13 protein-coding genes are annotated in these 15,350 nt (G+C 44.3%); 5 read left to right on the top strand and 8 right to left on the bottom strand.

What is annotated here, in order from left to right:
- Positions 1 to 111: 111 nt before the first annotated feature.
- Positions 112 to 1,236, bottom strand: a complete 1,125-nt coding sequence (locus tag AB6D07_RS19230) for a M14-type cytosolic carboxypeptidase (RefSeq protein ID WP_029223162.1) — start codon at positions 1,234 to 1,236, stop codon at positions 112 to 114.
- 151 nt (positions 1,237 to 1,387) lie between these two features.
- Positions 1,388 to 1,663 (bottom strand): nitrogenase-stabilizing/protective protein NifW, encoded by a 276-nt coding sequence (locus AB6D07_RS19225; RefSeq protein WP_017104249.1) that lies wholly within the window; start codon positions 1,661 to 1,663, stop codon positions 1,388 to 1,390.
- A gap of 190 nt (positions 1,664 to 1,853) precedes the next feature.
- On the opposite strand from AB6D07_RS19225, the gene AB6D07_RS19220 reads away from it, so the two are divergent.
- Complete coding sequence (locus AB6D07_RS19220; protein WP_009846453.1) at positions 1,854 to 2,066, top strand: TIGR02450 family Trp-rich protein; 213 nt, start codon at positions 1,854 to 1,856, stop codon at positions 2,064 to 2,066.
- Positions 2,067 to 2,104: 38 nt separating this feature from the next.
- Here the strand turns inward: AB6D07_RS19220 and AB6D07_RS19215 are convergent, their stop codons facing one another.
- Complete coding sequence (locus tag AB6D07_RS19215; protein WP_029223161.1) at positions 2,105 to 2,842, bottom strand: HAD-IIB family hydrolase; 738 nt, start codon at positions 2,840 to 2,842, stop codon at positions 2,105 to 2,107.
- A 680-nt stretch (positions 2,843 to 3,522) separates the two neighbouring features.
- Between AB6D07_RS19215 and proV the strand changes: the two genes are divergently transcribed.
- Genes proV through proX form a run of 3 tightly spaced genes read left to right on the top strand, consistent with a single transcriptional unit; the run spans position 3,523 to position 6,808 of the window.
- Positions 3,523 to 4,710, top strand: coding sequence for a glycine betaine/L-proline ABC transporter ATP-binding protein ProV (gene proV / locus AB6D07_RS19210; protein WP_009846455.1), 1,188 nt, complete (start codon positions 3,523 to 3,525; stop codon positions 4,708 to 4,710).
- 3 nt (positions 4,711 to 4,713) lie between these two features.
- Positions 4,714 to 5,808, top strand: a complete 1,095-nt coding sequence (proW, locus tag AB6D07_RS19205) for a glycine betaine/L-proline ABC transporter permease ProW (protein ID WP_017104248.1) — start codon at positions 4,714 to 4,716, stop codon at positions 5,806 to 5,808.
- Entirely contained in the window at positions 5,801 to 6,808 is a 1,008-nt protein-coding gene (proX, locus tag AB6D07_RS19200; protein ID WP_009846457.1) for a glycine betaine/L-proline ABC transporter substrate-binding protein ProX, read from the top strand. Before proW ends, proX begins: the two co-directional genes overlap by 8 nt.
- A 191-nt stretch (positions 6,809 to 6,999) precedes the next feature.
- Here the strand turns inward: proX and AB6D07_RS19195 are convergent, their stop codons facing one another.
- The gene (locus tag AB6D07_RS19195; RefSeq protein WP_029223160.1) at positions 7,000 to 7,374 is read right to left on the bottom strand and encodes a nuclear transport factor 2 family protein; all 375 of its coding nucleotides are present in this window, start codon (positions 7,372 to 7,374) and stop codon (positions 7,000 to 7,002) included.
- Positions 7,375 to 7,516: 142 nt separating this feature from the next.
- On the opposite strand from AB6D07_RS19195, the gene AB6D07_RS19190 reads away from it, so the two are divergent.
- Positions 7,517 to 8,383 (top strand): LysR family transcriptional regulator, encoded by an 867-nt coding sequence (locus tag AB6D07_RS19190; protein WP_017098637.1) that lies wholly within the window; start codon positions 7,517 to 7,519, stop codon positions 8,381 to 8,383.
- 154 nt (positions 8,384 to 8,537) lie between these two features.
- On the opposite strand, the gene cydC is transcribed toward AB6D07_RS19190, so the two are convergent.
- The 4 genes from cydC to AB6D07_RS19170 form a co-directional block, all read right to left on the bottom strand.
- Positions 8,538 to 10,259: a heme ABC transporter ATP-binding protein/permease CydC gene (cydC, locus tag AB6D07_RS19185; protein ID WP_017098636.1), complete on the bottom strand. Its 1,722-nt coding sequence runs from the start codon at positions 10,257 to 10,259 to the stop codon at positions 8,538 to 8,540.
- Complete coding sequence (gene cydD, locus AB6D07_RS19180; protein ID WP_017098635.1) at positions 10,252 to 12,036, bottom strand: heme ABC transporter permease/ATP-binding protein CydD; 1,785 nt, start codon at positions 12,034 to 12,036, stop codon at positions 10,252 to 10,254. The genes cydC and cydD overlap by 8 nt, the downstream gene beginning before the upstream one ends.
- A 161-nt stretch (positions 12,037 to 12,197) precedes the next feature.
- Complete coding sequence (trxB, locus tag AB6D07_RS19175) at positions 12,198 to 13,157, bottom strand: thioredoxin-disulfide reductase (protein ID WP_017104247.1); 960 nt, start codon at positions 13,155 to 13,157, stop codon at positions 12,198 to 12,200.
- 547 nt (positions 13,158 to 13,704) lie between these two features.
- On the bottom strand, positions 13,705 to 14,880 hold the full coding sequence (locus AB6D07_RS19170) for an MFS transporter (RefSeq protein WP_139137526.1): 1,176 nt from the start codon (positions 14,878 to 14,880) through the stop codon (positions 13,705 to 13,707).
- Between the last annotated feature and the right edge of the window lie 470 nt (positions 14,881 to 15,350).

The raw sequence follows: 15,350 nt of genomic DNA, 5'->3' as shown, positions 1-15,350 counted from the left end.
AGTAACTCATCATTATCTGATATAAAAAGCCCAGCACTTTGACGAGTGCTGGGCTTTGTCATCTATATGAACAAACTACTTCTAAAGACAAACTAACAAGTTTGCTTCCTCTTATAGCTCGTCGACTGTTGCCCAAACCGCTGCTAGCATGTCGTGACCAAATGCAACACTGCGCTCTGGAGACCAACCGTACAGTTCGTCAGCGTGGCTGATGTGATCTTTAAATGGCATCTCGACAGTGTATGCCAAACACTTGAACTGTTCGCCGATCCAGTTTGTGCCGACGGTCATATTTGCTTTGCCCGGTTCGTCTTTATCGTAACCAAATTCATCTTGGAACTCTGGCGTGATAGTCAGAAGAGCTTGCTTGAAGTGATTCTCTAGTTTTGCAATGCGCTCGTTGTATGAAGGTGTGCCTTCGCTACCAGCAACAAAGTTATATGGGATTGCTTCGTCGCCGTGAATGTCTAGACAAAGGTCAACACCAGTCTCTAGCATGCGCTCGCGAACAAGGAAAACCTCAGGGCTGCGTTCCATAGAAGGTGACTGCCATTCACGGTTTAGGTTAACGCCAATACCGTTAGTGCGTAGGTGGCCACGGATACTGCCGTCTGGGTTCATGTTAGGTACAACGCGGAATACAACGCTGTCTAGCAGTGAGCGGCCTACTGTGTCTGTCTCATCAAGCAAGCGTTGTAGCAGACCTTCGATCAGCCATTCAGCCATGGTCTCGCCCGGATGTTGGCGACCAATAACCCAGATGTTTTTCTTCTCTGCACTTGGCTCACCGATGGTTAGCAAAGTGATGTCGTTGTTATCTAACGTATGGCCCAGAGTTTCTAGCTTACAAGCAGGGTGCGTTTGAGCACTGTGCAAGAGATCTTGATGACGATCGTATGAATACGGTGCGAAGTACGCGAAGTACATTGAATCGTGTTCAGGAATGATATCAAAGCTTAAAGTGTCGCCATCGAATTGAGATGGAATGCGGAACCACTCTTCACGGTCATACGATGCAACCACATCATAATCTTTCCAGCCTTCAGGGTAGGCAGATGTTGCCAATTGGCCGATTTCAAAGTGGTGAGCTTGTTGAGCTTCACTTTCTAAGCGGAAATGAAACCATTGTGCGATTTCAGTTTGATTATCCGCTGGAATAGTTAGTTGAATGTTTTGTGGTGAATCTGCTGAAACGACGTGAATGTTGCCGCTTTCGAAGTTGCTGAAAATTTTCATTGTAGTTTTTATCTCGTAGTTGAGTTGCCGTAAGATTAGCACACTTTTTTTCGAGCAAACCACTAACTAAATCGTAATGAGATGTTATTTCAGCTATCTGTTTTTAGCTGCCTACTTTTAAATCGACAGCTATTTAACGGTTAACTTTGAGCTATCGACGTTGGCAAGTCGTGCAACCACGACAGGCAGAGCGTGTATAGCGATCGAGTTTACTGCGTTGCACCTTACAGTACGCATTTTTCAGCGCTCTTCTTCCAGCAAACCAATCATCCGGCTTTGACAGGATCAGATAACCATTGAAGCGCTTCACAAGCTCTATTCTATTTTGGTCGATGAACTTTCTATCAAAGCCTATTTCGAAGTAATCAAGCGCTTGTTCAATCGAAGTAAAGCTCGCTATTTTTTGTTGGAACTCTGTTTGGCTCATGGGGAGTTTGTTTGTGAACTGGTGGCAACTATTGTACCGAGTTCACGATTTATTTTATTGATTTTAGTTATGACTTACCTGGGGTTGAACCGTAGGCTTTCTTAACATGAAGTGATCTTTTTAACTCTTTGAGGATTATAGATAAAGTACTAACGAACAGTGACAACTACCCAACCAGATAGGGGAATCAATGAATCGAATCAATCCAAAGAAACTACTTCGCAGTAAATGGACGGCCGTTAGCCCAGTAAAGAAAGAAAAGCACTTTATGATCACGGAGGTCGAATTCGAAGAAGGGGAGGTCATTCGTTGCTTAATAGAAGCGGTGATGACGAAACGAGAAGAAGACATTAACTGGCGCGATCTAACCGATAAGGATCATTGGCTTCCTGGTTGGAAATAAGTGTATCAAGTCGAGGCGATCTGCTTGATACACTTGTATTAATTACCCGACGCAGCAAGCCCTTGCCAGTATTTAAGGCCTTCTAACACACCCTCTGCATGTGTTGCTCTGCTGGTGTATACGTTATCTCGATCGGACAGGTGAGCGATCTCAGGGTAATGATTCGCGACCAATATTGAATTTACGCCATCTATGGTTAGCATCGAGGTGTCGTTCGCTGAATCGCCAGCCACGCATACCTCTTCAATGCTTAACTGATGTTGTTTAAGTAGATGATGAATCGCTGTGGCCTTGTTGACACCCTTAGGCGTGATATCTAAGTACCAATCGTGGGAATAAGTAAGGTGTACATCTAAACCGTGTGATTCCAGACGAGATGCGATCAGCTCATGTTGAGGCTCTGAGAGTTTTCCTTCGAAAGTGATCTTGTATTCCCCTTGATGGCTCTCTAAGCGCTCTCCCATGAAATCGAGCGATGCAAGTGCAGACTCAACCTTTGACTTGTTCCAAGACGCTTCTAATTGATTGTGCCAGGTGTGATCCGGTGTTTGGGAGTGCTCGTGATGAATTCTCGTGCCTACGTCGCTGATAATCGTGTGTGGTTTCGGGTAGTTGTCAGAAGCTAAACCCACACGAATTGAGGGCAGTGTTCTACCTGTCGCGATGATAAAGCGGATATCCGGTTGTTTTGTTAAGTAGTTAAACAACTGATCAACCCCATGAGACGAGCCGCCATCAAGCGTGCCATCAAAGTCACACACCAGCATTTTTATCATTCTAATACCTGTCCTTTTATCCGTCCGAAAGAGTATCCAGCCTTTAGATAAAGAATGGATCAGCAATGTGTACTCTACAAGTTGTCTTTCGGCCTGGGTAATCGACTTTTGACAGTTTGCAGCAAGTATCACAGTTGGTGTTATGTCTTCTATATCGGAGATGAAGGTATCAATCCGATCTGTGCCTAATTGGACGGACTCTATCCAGATTGCCCTTCATATGTGTGTAAAAGTCATTGGGAGTGCGCGCCTCGTAATGGTGTTAATTTACCGGTCTTAGTGGCGTTTAAATCCTCTTAATTGGTTTGTATTCAAATTGTTTGTACACGAACTATTTGTGCATATTCTTGGTCTATTTAGCCTATTAATTGTTCTGATGTGAAATAAATATTCAATAATCTATCTGTAAGTAATACATAATGCCGCAGGTGTTGAGTGTGATTTAAATTTCTTTATTATCAATATTTTGCTTTGTATGGGCTTGATATTTGACCTTTGTTTGGGCTGGGGTTTTAACGGTTTTTCATTGACTTTACAGAACGATGCCCCTTGATTTGCATGGGTTAATTGCTTAGAGTGCTAATCGTTTTTCGGGTTTAAATAACCGTTTTTAAGTTTAAATAATCGGTTTTGAGTTTAAATAACTATTAGTTTAGATAACTAAGAAAGGATTAAATTACATGGATCCCATACTGGAAGTTAAGGGACTGTACAAGGTGTTTGGTGAAGACACCGACCGTGCTTTTACAATGATTAATGAAGGCGCGAACAAAGATAAAGTTTTCGAAGAAACAGGGTTAACGATCGGCGTTAACGATGTTTCTCTTAGCATTCAAGAAGGCGAGATTTTCGTCATAATGGGCCTGTCAGGATCTGGCAAATCAACCCTAGTACGCCTTCTTAACCGCTTGATTGAACCTACCAAAGGTAATGTGCTTCTTCGAGGCAAAGACATTGCCCACACCTCAGAAGATGAGCTCCGCGAAGTCCGTCGCAACAACATCTCCATGGTTTTCCAAAACTTCGCATTGATGCCTCACATGACAGTGATTGAAAACGCCGCGTTTGGTCTTGAACTAGCGGGTGTTGAAGTCGATAAGAGAAAACAGTCAGCATTTGAAGCGTTGGAACGAGTCGGTCTCGGGCCGTATTCAGAATCTTACCCTGATGAATTGTCTGGCGGTATGAAGCAGCGTGTTGGTTTGGCTCGTGCTCTAGCATGTGACCCTGATATCTTGTTGATGGATGAAGCATTCTCGGCGCTCGATCCTTTGATTCGTACTGAAATGCAAGATGAGCTTATTCGCCTTCAAAATGACGATAAACGAACCATTGTTTTCATCTCCCATGATTTGGATGAAGCGATGCGAATCGGTGACCGTATTGCCATTATGCAAAACGGTGAGGTGGTTCAAGTGGGTACCCCAGACGAAATTCTTAACAACCCAGCGAACGATTATGTCGAAGCTTTCTTCCGCGGTGTGAATGTAGCAAGTGTTCTTACGGTGAAAGACATTGCACGTAAGAAGCCAGCGGCGGTATTTAAAAAATCAGAACATGACGGCCCAGCGTCCGCTCTACAAATCTTGATGGATAACGACCGTGAATACGGCATTGTTGTTGAGAAAAGCAGTCGTTACTCCGGCATTGTCTCTGTTGATTCCCTTCGTAAAGCACACAAAGAGAACAAATCACTCGTCAGTGCGCAGCTCGATGATGGCCTAACGCTGAACCCTGATTTACCAATCAACGATGTGCTTGGCCTTGTTGGCGGTGTGCCTTACTCCGTTCCTGTTGTGGATGAGCAAGGTAATTACTTTGGCGTGGTAACTAAGTCGCGACTGTTACAAACATTGGATAAGGGGTAGATCATGTCGTCTGAACAAACAAATAATGACCCATGGTCTCAATCAGCTCCAGCAGCTCAGCCATCAAGTGATCCTTGGGGTCAAGCAGCAGATACCTCACCATCAGCAGATTGGTTAAGCAGCGAAACAGTCGAAACGACACCTTTTGATCCACTTAACCCTTTTGCAGAAGCAGTTTTGCCCGTCGACACTTGGGTAGAGTCTGGACTGAATTGGTTAGTTGAGCACGGACGTCCATTGTTTCAAGCAATCCGTGTGCCTATCGATTTCATTCTAAGTTCATTTGAAACGGCGTTGGTGTCGACACCTGCACCATTCATGTTGATCATTTTGTTTTTAGTTGCATGGCAGTTTTCAAACCTGAAGCTTGGTTTGGCTACAGCCGTTTCTTTGACTTTTATTGGCTTGATTGGCGCTTGGTCTGAAGCGATGACCACGCTTTCACTGGTTATGACATCGGTATTCTTCTGTCTGCTGATCGGCTTACCCATGGGGATATGGCTCGCCCGCAGCAATACCGCGGCTAAATTCGTACGCCCAATTCTCGACGCCATGCAAACGACGCCAGCCTTCGTTTATCTTGTACCCATCGTAATGTTGTTTGGTATCGGTAACGTTCCGGGTGTGGTGGTGACGATCATATTCGCACTTCCTCCTGTTGTACGTTTGACTATCTTGGGTATTCAGCAAGTACCGGAAGATCTGATCGAAGCGGGTCACTCATTTGGTGCCAGCAAAAAGCAGATGCTTTACCGAATTCAACTACCACTTGCACTGCCAACCATCATGGCGGGCGTGAACCAAACACTGATGTTGTCGCTATCGATGGTGGTTATCGCATCAATGATCGCGGTAGGTGGATTAGGTCAAATGGTACTGAGAGGTATTGGCCGACTGGATATGGGATTAGCCGCTGTTGGTGGCCTAGGCATTGTTATTCTTGCAATCCTACTTGACCGCATTACCCAAGTTCTCGGGGTAAATGCAGGTAATACAAAATTACGCTGGTATCACATGGGGCCTGTTTCCCTTGTGCTAAAAGCTTTAAATCGCGGTAAACAATCAGAACTACAACTAAGGAAAAACACCAATGAATAATTCATGGAAGAGTAAGCTAGCCGTTAGCATCGTTTCGACACTGGCTGTATCAACGAACGTGTGGGCTGCAAGCTTACCGGGTGAAGGTGTATCAGTTCAGCCCGTTCAATCTTCAGTTGCTGAAGAAACGTTCCAAACACTGATTGTTAACCGTGCTTTAGAAGAGCTTGGTTACGATGTGAAATCAACGCAAGAAGTGGACTACAACGTAGCTTACACTTCTATCGCAAAAGGTGACGCAACGTTCCTAACAGTAGGTTGGTTCCCACTACACGCTGACAAATACAAAATGGCAGGTGGCGATGACAAATTCTACCGTGAAGGCCAATATGTAAGTGGTGCCGCTCAAGGTTACCTTATTGATAAGAAAACCGCTGAAAAGTACAACATCACTAACATAGGTCAATTGACTGATCCAAAAATCGCTAAGCTGTTTGATGCTGATGGCGATGGCAAAGCAGACCTGACGGGCTGTAACCCTGGTTGGGGTTGTGAGATGGTCATCGAACACCAAATCTCTGCATTCAAATTGGACGATACCGTTACTCACAACCAAGGTAACTATGCAGCGATCATCGCAGATACGATTTCACGTTACCAAAAGGGCGAGTCAGTTCTTTACTACACGTGGACACCTTATTGGGTAAGTGGTGTATTGGTTCCTAACGAAGACGTAGTTTGGTTAGAAGTTCCATTCTCTTCACTTCCGGGTGATCGTGCGAATGTTGATACTACTTTGTCTAACGGTAAGAACTACGGCTTCGAAATGAACTCGATGCGTATTATTGCGAACAAAGAGTTTGCTAAGAACAACCCATCTGCGGCGAAGCTTTTTGAAATCATCAAACTTAACATCAATGATGTAAGTGCTCAGAACATGATGATGAGTAAAGGTAAGAACAGCTCGGCTGATATCGAAGCGCACGTAAACGGTTGGATCAAAGCGAACCGAAATACGTTTGATGCTTGGATTACAGAAGCGAAGAAAGCGGCACTATAACGGTTGTTTTTCGTAAGCAGTCGATAACCGGCTGGAATAAAAAGAGAAGGCCGGTAGTCTGATTCAGACTACCGGCCTTTGTTTTTCTAGCGACATAACTATTTTCTAGCGACATAACTATTTTTTAGCGACATAACTATTGTTATCGCATTATTTTTTAAAGCGGCTTGTTCTTTTAAAAGCGAGCAGCTCTAGCGTTCGCCTTGAACCTCAAAGTCATCGCTGATTAAACGAGCGCAACCATCGGCTTCTAGTGCCCAGTGCTCACGATGCACAACACCAAACGCTTTGTTCATTGTCCAACTAGCCGTCAAAATGTAGCCGCCCTCTGGGTGCTCTTCCCACGTAACGTCTGTGTAATCAACGTCTTTGAAGCCTTGGTCGATGATGTTTTGCCAAAATGCTTGAATCGCTTCACGACCTTCAAAAGTACCAAATGGACGCGCTTCCATTACACAGCTTTCAGCATATTGATCTGCACAACCTTTCGCATCTTGGCTGTTGAATGCTTTCTGCCACGCGTTAATGCCTTGCTTACATGCTTCTAAAATTTGGTTGTCTAACATTGTCTTTCTCCATAACAGTCTTCTTTCAAACACTGTGTCTTTGATTTGGGTGTCTCGATAAGTTGGATTCAGTTTAGCCTTGGAAATTAAGTTGAAAAACAGAGATAATAGAAAATACTGTATGTAAAAAGAGAACAATAAGATGAGTAAGCTAAAGCAGATGTCGATTTTCGCTCACATCGTAGAGCAGGGCTCAGTATCAGCTGCGGCTGAAAAGCTTGAGTTATCCAAGTCCGTCGTCAGTCAGCACCTCAAAATTCTGGAACAAGAACTAGGTGCTTCACTTCTCAAACGCACAACACGGAGGCAATCTCTGACCAGTATGGGTGAGCGTTTTTATTTAAGCTGCAAAGACATCAACGTGATTGCTGACTCGGCTTGGGATATGGCCAAAGCTGAGCTAGAAGAGCCACAAGGTCGGATTCGTATTACTGCACCGAATGCTCTTATGGACTTGCTCGTCGCCCCTGTTGTCGCAGATCTAATGAAGCAATATCCCAAGCTAAAACCCGAGCTGATAAGCGATGATCAGCACTTAGATTTCATGGAACACGATATTGATCTCGCAGTACGAGTAGGAACTTCTCGTGACAGTAACCTAAAGCAGAAACGCTTGGGCGAGTTTAAAGACGTGTTGTGTGGCGTTGAAAGCATGCGTTCTCGTGAGCTTGAATCTATTCCTTACATTGCTAACTCATGGCAAGGTAAGCAAGTTTCTCATCACTTTACTTCTCAAACAGATCAAAACTTTATTTACCAACAACAAGCAAGTTGCACTACGAACTCCTTTCATAGTTGTCTCGCGTTGATCAAATCTGGCGTTGGCATTGGTGTGATCCCAGACTTCTATCTTCATCAACTATCAAATGAAGTGGTCGATCTCTTACCAAGTTTTCAACTACCCACAAACACGGTTTATGCGTTGAATCCATTCGCCTCAAACACACCGATTGCCATCAAACTGTGCGTCAAAGCGTTGGAAGAGAAGCTCAAACAGAACTTTGTTTAAAACCAATTCGATAAGTCAGTGATTTAGTAAAGAGGCTTAAAACCAAACTTGCCTAATAGATTGCTCAAGAGTGAAGATACAAAAACATAAAGACACAAAAAAGCCCGAGTATAAACTCGGGCTTTGAATCGTTTTCTTTATAACTTATGAGGAGCTAGATTGCCTGACGAAGTTGAAAGTAACGCCCTTGTGCATTCAGTAGTGTCTCGTGAGAGCCATGTTCAACAATGTCACCTTGTTCGATCAGAACGATAGAATCCATGGATTCAAGACCAATCAAACGGTGCGTAATGAAGATAACCGTCTTGCCTTCGAAGTGCTTCTCGAACAGCGCCATGATGCTGTGTTCTGTCTGCTTATCCAAGCCTTCTGTCGGCTCATCGAGAAGCAGGATAGGGGCATCATGAAGAATCGCACGTGCAATACCAATACGGCGCTTCTCACCACCAGACAGTTGACGACCACCGTCACCCAACCAGCTATCAAGCGCGTCATTCTCAAGTAGCTTTTCTAGACCAACGTCTTTAAGGATGTTAGTTAGGTGCTCATCGTTGGCATCTGGTTTCGCAATCAACAAGTTGTCGCGTAGGCTGCCATTCAAGATGTCGACACGCTGGCTTACCACACTGATTGATTCACGAAGCTGTGATTCATTCCATTGTGTCAGTTCAATGCCCGCGATTGAGATATAGCCCTTTTTAGGATCCCAGTAGCGAGTCAGAAGCTGAATCAGAGTCGATTTACCAGAACCCGTTTGACCCACAATCGCAACCTTGTGCGTGGCAGGGATCGTTAGGTCAACAGCGTTCAGAACACTGCGCTCAGAGTCAGGGTAGTTGAACGTCACGTTTGAGAACGTAATATCAAGCGGCTTGTTGATGTCGAGTTTCTCTTCAGCAAACTGAACTTCAGGCTCCGACAGAATCACTTCGTTCAAGCGACGAGCAGAAGACAGAGTTTGACCTAAATGCTGGAACGCGCCTGCGATAGGCATCAGCAGTTCAAAACTTGCCATAGTAGCGAACGCCATTAGCGCGATGAACGGGTCTGGTGCATTGCCACCCACACCGTCAGCCGCAAGCCAAAGCATAAGAACCAGCGTCAAACCGTTGAACAGCATTAGCGCTGCTGAAGCCATACCGGTTAGGTTGGCGTTTACAAACTGATTCGCCATCAGCTTGTGTTGCGTTTCTAGAATTGCATTACGGTAACGTTCTTCTGCACCGAATAGAGTCAGTTCGCTGTAGCCTTCAATCCAATCGAGTGTAGTCACACGTAGATCAGCTTTGTTCTGTGTTAGTTCACCGCCGTTACGCTTGCCCAGCTTGTAGAATAAGATTGGCCAAACCAACAGCATGATCAGAAGGATAGAACCCAAGATCAAACCAAGCGAACTATCGAACCACATCAAGAACAGAGTCAGGAAGAAAATCCCGAACACACCCACCGTCACTGGGCTTACTAAACGTAAGTACACGTGATCCATGGCGTCTACATCAGCAACCAAACGGTTGAGAAGGTCAGCATCTCGAAGGTTTGAGATACGACCTGGGATCAGCGGAGCCAGCTTCTTGAAGAAGAAGATACGCAGATCAGTTAACAATTTGAATGTTGCATTATGGCTGACAACACGTTCACCCCAACGACCCGCAGTACGGCTCATTGCCAAACCACGTACACCACCACCCGGCAGCATGTAGTTGAAGGTTTCACGCGCAATCGTAAGGCCTGCAACCGCAGAAGCTGAAATGAACCAGCCTGATAGCGTTAACAAGCCGATAGAAGCCGACAGAGTAGCAAAAGCCAATAGCATGCCTAGCGATAGGCCAAACCAATGCTTTTTATAGAGTTTCAGGTAAGGCAGTAAATCACGCATCTAAATTACCCTTATTATCTTGTTGAGCTAAGTTCGCGTTCAGCATCTCTTCAAACAAACCACCCGCAGTCGAAAGCTGAGAGTAATGACCTTGTTCAACCAGACCACCATCGCGCATAACCAGAATATTATCGACTGATTTAAGAGGAGCGAGTTGGTGCGTCACAAGTAGGGCAGTGCGGCTTTCAATGTTGCTATTGATGCCTTTCATCACTAACTGTTCGCTACGAGTATCTAGGCTGGCTGTTGGTTCATCTAGCAACCAGAACTGACCGTCTTGAATCATTGCGCGAGCTAGTGCCAAGCGTTGAGATTGACCAACAGACAGGCCACCAGAGCGATCAGAAATCATGTAATCCAAGCCGTGCTCGTTAACGAACTCGCTAGCAAATGATTGCTCTAGTGCGTTTTGAACTGTTTGGTCAGCGATATCGTGCTTACCAAGAGTGACGTTGTCACGAATGCTGCCGTGTAACAACAATGGGTTTTGACCAACCCAACTAATCGTTTTACGCCAAGAGGCTAAGTCTAAGTCACGCAGTTCAACCCCATTGATTTTCAAGCTTCCTTCATAAGGCATGAAACCAAGGATGGCATTGATCAAACTTGTTTTACCCGCACCACTTGGGCCAACTAACGCAGTCGATTGGCGAGTGTTCAGTGCGAACGAGATAGGACCAACCAATTGAACGCCTTCAGAGCTTAACACTTTTAGGTCGGTAGCTTCAATATTAATGCCTTGAGCCGGATCGAGTTGAGTGTCGCCTGATTTAACCTTAGTGATGTCTGTTTCTAAGAACTCGACAATACTTTCGGCTGCGCCAACCGCTTGTTGCTTCGCGTGGTAGAAAGTACCTAAGTCACGCAGAGGTTGGTAAAACTCTGGTGCTAAAATAAGGATAAACAAACCCGCGAATAGCGTAATGCCAACACCGTAGTGACCGAAGTTAAGCTCACCGATGTAGGTGAAACCAAAGTAAACAGCTGTCATCGCGATCGAGATCGACGTGAAGAACTCAAGCACTGCAGAAGACAAGAAAGCAATTTTCAACACATCCATGGTACGCGTTCTGAACACTTCAGATGCACCTTTAAGTACTTCTGTTTCAGCGTTGGTGCGGTCAAATAGACGGATAGTCGTCATTGACTGCAAGCGGTCGTAAAAGTGACCTGAAAGGCGCTGTAGCGCTTTGAAGTTTTTACGGTTCGCATCGGCCGCTTTCATACCCACAAGTGCCATGAACATCGGCACTAGTGGAGCTGTCAGCAAGAAGATCAGTCCTGCTGCCCAGTTAACTGGGAACACCACAACCAAAATAATGAATGGAATCATTACCGATAAAGACATCTGAGGCAGGTAACGAGAGAAGAAGTCTTGCATGTCTTCTACTTGTTCTAACAACAGCGTTGCCCACGTACCGGCAGGTTTACCTTTAATGTAAGCAGGGCCTAACTCACGTAATTTATCTAGGATGAGTTGCCTGATGTAGACGCGGATTTGTTCACCACAGCGATAACCTGCGATTTCACGTCCCCATGTACAGCCAGCACGGCCAACGACCGATAATGCCAAGCCTGCGAAATGACCAACCAGTTCAGATTTATCGACATTCTCGATGATCAGCTGGTGAAGAATAGAGGCGAGAAGAGCTGCTTGAGCAATTAAAAACACGCTTGAAAGTACGCCAAGGCTAATCGCAATCATAAGCCAGCGTTTCGCTAACTTACTCTGTTGCTTAAGCCACTTGTTCAAGCTGCGTTGTTTTTTCTTATCCATTATGAAGGCTTAATGATAATTATTATTTGTTGAGGGCGGCTAGTATACAAAAGAAAGCCCAGTGGATATACCACTGGGCTCTAGGGATTTACAACAAAATGTGATGACGCCCTGCATCTACTGAGGCGAGAGCACCGATAATCAAATCTGCAATCTCAGATTTACTTATCGTTAAGGCCATCTAGGAAGCGCTCAGCATCCAGTGCAGCCATACAACCTGTACCAGCAGAAGTGATTGCTTGGCGGTAGTTGTGGTCCATTACATCACCTGCAGCGAACACGCCTGGGATGCTGGTTTGCGTTGCGTTACCTTCAAGACCAGACTGAACGATGATGTAGTCATCTTTCATGTCCACTTGGCCTTTGAAGATTTCAGTGTTTGGTTGGTGACCGATAGCAATGAATGCGCCCATTACTTCGATGTCTTCTGTTTTATCAGACTGAGTATCTTTAATACGAACGCCAGTTACGCCCATATCGTCGCCTAGAATTTCGTCTAGCGTGCGGTCAGTGTGAAGAACAATGTTGCCGTTCTCTACTTTGTCCATTAAACGCTTCACTAGGATCTTTTCAGCGCGGAACGTGTCACGGCGGTGAACTAGGTGAACTTCAGACGCGATGTTAGATAGGTAAAGTGCTTCTTCAACAGCGGTGTTACCACCACCGACAACCGCTACTTTTTGGTTGCGGTAGAAGAAACCATCACACGTTGCACAAGCAGAAACGCCACGGCCTTTGAATGCTTCTTCAGAATCTAAACCTAAGTACTTAGCTGATGCACCCGTTGAGATGATCAATGCATCACACGTGTACTCGCCAGAATCGCCTTTAAGACGGAAAGGGCGGTTAGATAGGTCGACTTCGTTAATGTGGTCGAACAGGATCTCTGTTTCAAAGCGCTCTGCGTGCTCTTTCATGCGATCCATTAAAGCTGGACCCGTTAAACCTTCAGCATCACCGGGCCAGTTTTCCACTTCTGTCGTGGTTGTAAGCTGACCACCTTGCTGCATACCGGTAACCAGTACTGGGTTTAGGTTTGCACGAGCAGCGTAAACTGCAGCTGTATAGCCAGCAGGGCCAGAACCAAGAATCAATAAATTACAGTGCTTTACGTCGCTCATGAGGACTCCGAAATTGAAATTGTTTTTATTTATAATCGCTTAGGATTGTATGGAAAATATGGAGGCAATAAAAGGTTAAACAAGGGCTGAAGTGTAATTAATCGTTATAGTTTAGAACTTAATCGAGACAAACGTTTTCGTGGCTGGAAGATCAGTGAAAAGGCTTAAAGGTTCCGGGGATTTGGAGTGAGTAGTTATGGCCGCATTCAGTAAACTAGATGAGGTCTTATTCCACTAATCAAACTTACCTTACGTTGATTTGAAGTCGACTTTGTAGAAGCTTGTATGTTTCGGTGTGTGCGAGAGTCGTTACTGGTTTTTAAACTCGTAATTGGACAAAACCTTCTTATCCGCTTCGGGCGATATTTAGCTTTCAGATAACTTTTGGTATATCAAAACACAATGACCACCGTTTTCTAGAGGTGGTCATTGTGGAAAGAAAATGGACAATTTCGTGCAGTGCGTAACTTGTTTAACGGAATACAAACCTGCATAACGATGCTTCAGGCAGGTATATTCATTGAACATCGACTCTTGTTGAACACAACTAGCTTTTTTCTAACACACGAGCAGGCTTAACTCTGTTTTGATGGCGATTCATCGCTAACAATCCGATGACAGCGAGAATGGATACCAAAATAACAATTGTCCAAGTAGATAGATATCCGTATGTATCTATAGTGAATCCAATAATTACGAAGCTAGGCATTACCAACAAACTTCTAAATGTAATAAGTACACCTTGAATTCTACCTCTGTGGCTATTTGGTGACTGGTTTGCCAAATAAACCCCCTCTTTAGTCAGTAATAAAACTTCTCCCGCTGATAAGAAAAACCACGCCAGAAAGTGAACAGGGATAGTTGGGAACAGTAATATGAGAAAATATCCAGAAGTAAACAACAACCCCGAATATGCAAGGCTCACTGTCTCTGTTTTTGACGAAGTCATTTTCATCAACAATGGTGTAATAAGCACAACCAGTACGCAAGCATATGTCATTAACTGCCCAAAAATAACAGGACCTTCAGTACCAAAAATATGGTTCAAATATAAAGGACTCGCCATCGTCATTTGATTAAGAGAAAACCACAACAATCCAGTAAACAAAGTAAAAACTACCAGATGTGGTCTATCCATTAGTACAGACCAAACAGAACCTGAAACACTTTTTTCTAGTTCCGAGTCTACCTCAGTGGATTCAACTTGATGAATAGTCTCTGGTTTTACGAGCAATAGAACAACCAAAATCCCAATTAAAGCTGCGAGCCCATTTCCCAAAAATATCCAACTCGTATAGTTCCAGAAAAGATATCCAGCTAATATCGGTCCTACAGCCGAACCAAAATTATATGCTAGGTAACTAAGTGACATTACAGCATCACGGTTTTTTGGTGTCGATAAGTCTGCAACCAAAGAATTGCTTGCAGGTAATGCTAATCCCATAAAGAAATAGGCGGCAAAAAGCAAAACAGGAACCAATGTTGCACTATCAGGGGCAAACCCGCATGCTAATAACAAGATTGAACCGATTAGTTCGCCAGCGACCATTATATTCTTATGGCCAAACTTATCTGAAAGCTTGCCACCTAAGAAGTTACCTGCAAGGTATGCTCCCGTAACTCCCATGGCCAAAGAACCAGCTACCGTTGTCGAGTAAGACAGTTTTTCGGTAAGAAGTAACACTAGGAATGGAATAATAAAGTTACCCATGCCAAGTATCATTCTAGCAATAGCTATGTAGTATATATTTGAAGGTAAGCCTCTATACATGGAAACAGCTTTAAGAAATTTACTGATAATCGTCGTTCCTTGTCTTTGCCTCTTGAGCAAACCATCTTTGAGTGGTTAACTTTATGACTCATAAAATCAACGTGTTAGTTAGTCGAGCACTCTACGTCATCTCGACAAGTACAACCACTACTTTGATTTTATTTCTATATGCCAATATAAGTAAATATGCACATTTATAGCTAGGATCATTCCATAACGAATGCTCAATTTTGGTAGAAAGTGAGCAGCCCCAACCTGTGGCCTGACATAAAGAAAATTTGGGGAATTATCAGGTTAATTTAAGCACCGTTCTGTTGCGCAAACTCGGAAAGGGGCATAAACGTGTTAGAGGAGAGCACCTGACGCTTGTGATCACCAAGCGATTCTGTCGTATCGTAACTACCAAGCGACTTTGTCATTCG

This window comes from Vibrio sp. 10N.239.312.C11 (assembly GCF_041466065.1).
GTDB lineage: Bacteria > Pseudomonadota > Gammaproteobacteria > Enterobacterales > Vibrionaceae > Vibrio > Vibrio tasmaniensis_A.
This window is presented reverse-complemented; position numbering and strand designations above follow the sequence as displayed.

Excerpts from the sequence above, each read along its gene's own strand:
- AB6D07_RS19230 (WP_029223162.1), bottom strand. The coding sequence starts at position 1,236 with ATGAAAATTTTCAGCAACTTCGAAAGCGGCAACATTCACGTCGTTTCA.
- AB6D07_RS19225 (WP_017104249.1), bottom strand. The coding sequence starts at position 1,663 with ATGAGCCAAACAGAGTTCCAACAAAAAATAGCGAGCTTTACTTCGATT.
- AB6D07_RS19220 (WP_009846453.1), top strand. The coding sequence starts at position 1,854 with ATGAATCGAATCAATCCAAAGAAACTACTTCGCAGTAAATGGACGGCC.
- AB6D07_RS19215 (WP_029223161.1), bottom strand. The coding sequence starts at position 2,842 with ATGATAAAAATGCTGGTGTGTGACTTTGATGGCACGCTTGATGGCGGC.
- proV (WP_009846455.1), top strand. The coding sequence starts at position 3,523 with ATGGATCCCATACTGGAAGTTAAGGGACTGTACAAGGTGTTTGGTGAA.
- proW (WP_017104248.1), top strand. The coding sequence starts at position 4,714 with ATGTCGTCTGAACAAACAAATAATGACCCATGGTCTCAATCAGCTCCA.
- proX (WP_009846457.1), top strand. The coding sequence starts at position 5,801 with ATGAATAATTCATGGAAGAGTAAGCTAGCCGTTAGCATCGTTTCGACA.
- AB6D07_RS19195 (WP_029223160.1), bottom strand. The coding sequence starts at position 7,374 with ATGTTAGACAACCAAATTTTAGAAGCATGTAAGCAAGGCATTAACGCG.
- AB6D07_RS19190 (WP_017098637.1), top strand. The coding sequence starts at position 7,517 with ATGAGTAAGCTAAAGCAGATGTCGATTTTCGCTCACATCGTAGAGCAG.
- cydC (WP_017098636.1), bottom strand. The coding sequence starts at position 10,259 with ATGCGTGATTTACTGCCTTACCTGAAACTCTATAAAAAGCATTGGTTT.
- cydD (WP_017098635.1), bottom strand. The coding sequence starts at position 12,036 with ATGGATAAGAAAAAACAACGCAGCTTGAACAAGTGGCTTAAGCAACAG.
- trxB (WP_017104247.1), bottom strand. The coding sequence starts at position 13,157 with ATGAGCGACGTAAAGCACTGTAATTTATTGATTCTTGGTTCTGGCCCT.
- AB6D07_RS19170 (WP_139137526.1), bottom strand. The coding sequence starts at position 14,880 with ATGATACTTGGCATGGGTAACTTTATTATTCCATTCCTAGTGTTACTT.